Here is a 3,417-nt window from a genome sequence, read left to right as displayed (position 1 = left end):
GCCAGGCCTCAGCATTTTATTATGGTGATCCCCTGGGCGAAATGCGCCTGGTAAGCAGAGTTTTTGAAATGTAAGGCCTTTGAATAAGACAAAAGGCTGCCTCATCGCTAACTTTGCAACAGTGCCAGTTTTATTACGAACGTGTTTTGGGTGGACAACGGAAAACATATTTCATCGAAAGACCAAAAAAAGAAAAAACACTTCCTGTTGTGATGAGTGAAGAAGAAACCATTCGGGTACTACGCGCTATTGAAAACGTGAAACACAAGGCTATTCTGATGACTATTTATTCGGCAGGTTTGCGCATTTCTGAATGTATAAACCTGAAAATAAAAGACATTGACTCCAAGCGCATGCAAATTCGTATAGAACAGTCAAAAGGAAAAAGAGATCGTTATACCATTTTATCTGAGAAAACATTAATTATTTTAAGAACATACTTTATGGAATATAAACCAAAAGATTATTTATTTGAAGGTCAAAAAGGTGGCGCATACTCAAGCCGAAGTATTCAAAACATTTTTAAAGCAGCTGTTTTAAAAGCAAAGATTCAAAAGGAAGTTACTGTACATACCTTACGACATAGCTTTGCAACGCATTTGCTTGAGAATGGTACGAGTTTACGTTATATTCAATCGTTGTTAGGTCATTCAAGCAGTAAAACAACTGAGGTTTATACACATATTACCACCAAGGGAATGGAACAATTAAAAAGTCCGATGGATTTGTTAGATATATAGAAAGGATTTGTATATTTGAGCAAAACTTAACAAAAAGCACTATGAATATAAATCCTTTTGAGAGAGTAGAAACGAACGGTAAACGGTTGAAAACGGATTTGTCACTGATAATGAAAGGTTTAGCAAAATAAGATATAGTGGATATATACGCCATTTGGCGTATAGCCACTTGTTATGTGCCATTTTTGAATGACAATGCGAATAGATACGGACAAACAAATGAATTTACTTAGTGATAAGAACGTTGCAATAATTGGTGGTGGACCCGTTGGACTGACTATGGCAAAATTATTACAGCAAAACGGCATAGACGTTTCAGTTTACGAAAGAGACAACGACCGAGAGGCAAGAATTTTTGGTGGAACCCTTGACCTACACAAAGGTTCAGGTCAGGAAGCAATGAAAAAAGCGGGATTGTTACAAACTTATTATGACTTAGCCTTACCAATGGGTGTAAATATTGCTGATGAAAAAGGCAATATTTTATCCACAAAAAATGTAAAGCCCGAAAATCGATTTGACAATCCTGAAATAAACAGAAATGACTTAAGGGCTATCTTGTTGAATAGTTTAGAAAACGACACGGTTATTTGGGATAGAAAACTTGTTATGCTTGAACCTGGTAAGAAGAAGTGGACACTAACTTTTGAGAATAAACCGAGTGAAACAGCAGATTTGGTTATTCTTGCCAATGGTGGAATGTCGAAAATAAGGAGCTTTGTTACCGACACGCAAGTTGAAGAAACCGGTACTTTCAACATCCAAGCTGATATTCTTCAACCGGAAATAAACTGTCCCGGATTTTTTCAGCTATGCAACGGCAACCGATTAATGGCGGGACATCAGGGCATTTTATTGTTTGCCAATCCCAATAATAATGGTGCATTGTATTTAGGAATTAGTTTTAAAACGCCCGATGAATGGAAAAATAAAATTCCCTTAGATTTTCAGGACAGAAACAGCGTTGCCGATTTTTTATTGAAAAGATTTTCCAAATGGAGTGAAGTTTACAAACAATTAATACGTTCGGTATCAACATTTCAATGCTTGCCCACAAGGAAATTTCCTTTGAACAATGATTGGAAAAGTAACCGTCCATTACCCATAACAATGATTGGCGATGCTGCTCATTTGATGTCGCCTTTTGCAGGACAGGGTGTAAATACGGGATTATTGGATGCTTTGATATTGTCTGAAAACCTTACAAACGGAGAATTTACAAGTATTGAAAATGCCATCGAAAACTACGAACAACAAATGTTTGTTTATGCAAAAGATACGCAGGACGAATCGACAGAAAACGAAACCGAAATGTTTAGTCCCAATTTTTCGTTTCAAAAATTATTGAATCTATAAACAGTAAGAAAAAACGGCTACTAACAAGCAGTTTTGCAATAGTGGGGCAGAAGTGCAAAATTGAACTTGTGTGCTTCTATCAACTTTTGTACATTAGCTGCCAGTTTAAGATGGGTGCATTTGAGTATGCCCAAAGGAGCCCGCAAGTATGCGCAGGACGAAGCCAGTAGCCGCGCCGATGGTGGCGCGGGTCTATCTGCGCGTCAGCACCGACGCGCAGGACTTGGAACGCCAAGAGGCGATCACTACGGCCGCGAAGGCCGCCGGCTACTACGTCGCCGGCATCTACCGTGAGAAGGCATCCGGCGCACGCGCCGACCGGCCTGAGCTGCTGCGCATGATCGGCGACCTACAGCCCGGCGAGGTGGTCATTGCCGAGAAGATCGACCGCATCAGCCGCCTACCTTTGCCCGAGGCCGAGCGCCTGGTGGCCTCGATACAGGCCAAAGGCGCACGCCTGGCCGTCCCTGGCGTGGTCGATCTATCCGACCTGGCGGCCGAGGCCCAGGGCGTCGCCAAGATCGTGCTGGAAGCCGTGCAGATCATGCTTTTTCGCCTGGCCTTGCAGATGGCCCGCGACGACTACGAGGACAGGCGCGAACGCCAGCGCCAAGGCATTGAGTTGGCCCGCCAGGCCGGGCGGTACAAGGGCCGCCGTGCTGATCCGAAGCGCCGCGCCCAAGTTGTCGCGCTGCGCAAGTCCGGCTACAGCATCAACAAGACCGCCGAGCTGGCCGGGTACAGTGCGGCCCAGGTGAAACGGATATGGGCCGAGGTCAGCCAGGCCGAAGCGAAGCAGCACGGCGCGTTCGTGGAGGACGCATTGACGGAAGCCGATGCCCTGGCCGCTGTCGGCCAGGATGAGCGCCAGGAGGAAAGGGCATGAAGAAGCCGAACCAAGACGACGAGCCGTTTTTCATCACCGAGGAGATTGCGGCCGAAATGATCGCCGGCGGCTATGAGTTCGAGCTGCCGCCCATTCCTTGCACCATCCGCCTACGCGACGTGCTGGAGCGCATGACCGATGCTGAGCTAGCATTGCAGCCGGGCGAGATCGCCGACCAGGAGCGTGAACGCTGCCGGCGCAAGCCGTGTTCAACCTCATGATCTGGTCATGGTATTTTTCATGGCACTGAGCCTGATAGTTCTTGCAAATTGTTGTCACTAAAGGGTTTTGTGTGCTTGTTTACAATCGAGTGGGAGTGACGGGCACTGGCTGGCAATGTCTAGCAACGGCAGGCATTTCGGCTGAGGGTAAAAGAACTTTCCGCTAAGCGATAGACTGTATGTAAACACAGTATTGCAAGGACGCGGAACATGC

The 3,417-nt window shown here is 45.6% G+C and carries 4 protein-coding genes; all 4 read left to right on the top strand.

The annotated features are described in order from the left end of the window. Nucleotides 1-146: 146 nt before the first annotated feature. The 4 genes from FTU09_RS13515 (at nucleotide 147) to FTU09_RS13500 (ending at nucleotide 3,203) form a co-directional block, all read left to right on the top strand. The gene (locus FTU09_RS13515) at nucleotides 147-740 is read left to right on the top strand and encodes a tyrosine-type recombinase/integrase (RefSeq protein WP_205779272.1); all 594 of its coding nucleotides are present in this window, start codon (nucleotides 147-149) and stop codon (nucleotides 738-740) included. A 189-nt stretch (nucleotides 741-929) separates the two neighbouring features. Continuing rightward, on the top strand, nucleotides 930-2,096 hold the full coding sequence (locus tag FTU09_RS13510; protein WP_024160783.1) for a tetracycline-inactivating monooxygenase Tet(X3): 1,167 nt from the start codon (nucleotides 930-932) through the stop codon (nucleotides 2,094-2,096). Between the two features lie 148 nt (nucleotides 2,097-2,244). Beyond that, the gene (locus FTU09_RS13505; RefSeq protein ID WP_001366550.1) at nucleotides 2,245-2,982 is read left to right on the top strand and encodes a recombinase family protein; all 738 of its coding nucleotides are present in this window, start codon (nucleotides 2,245-2,247) and stop codon (nucleotides 2,980-2,982) included. Further along, nucleotides 2,979-3,203: a hypothetical protein gene (locus FTU09_RS13500; RefSeq protein ID WP_000743213.1), complete on the top strand. Its 225-nt coding sequence runs from the start codon at nucleotides 2,979-2,981 to the stop codon at nucleotides 3,201-3,203. The genes FTU09_RS13505 and FTU09_RS13500 overlap by 4 nt, the downstream gene beginning before the upstream one ends. The last annotated feature ends 214 nt before the right edge of the window (nucleotides 3,204-3,417 follow it).

This window comes from Acinetobacter sp. YH12058, assembly GCF_013419805.1.
Lineage (GTDB): Bacteria > Pseudomonadota > Gammaproteobacteria > Pseudomonadales > Moraxellaceae > Acinetobacter > Acinetobacter towneri.
The sequence above is the reverse complement of the archived record's forward strand: the minus strand, read 5'-3'. Positions and strand labels throughout refer to the sequence as shown.

What these genes read in the sequence shown, in the direction of transcription:
- FTU09_RS13510 (WP_024160783.1), top strand. Translation starts at nt 930, where the DNA reads ATGACAATGCGAATAGATACGGACAAACAAATGAATTTACTTAGTGAT.
- FTU09_RS13505 (WP_001366550.1), top strand. Translation starts at nt 2,245, where the DNA reads ATGCGCAGGACGAAGCCAGTAGCCGCGCCGATGGTGGCGCGGGTCTAT.
- FTU09_RS13500 (WP_000743213.1), top strand. Translation starts at nt 2,979, where the DNA reads ATGAAGAAGCCGAACCAAGACGACGAGCCGTTTTTCATCACCGAGGAG.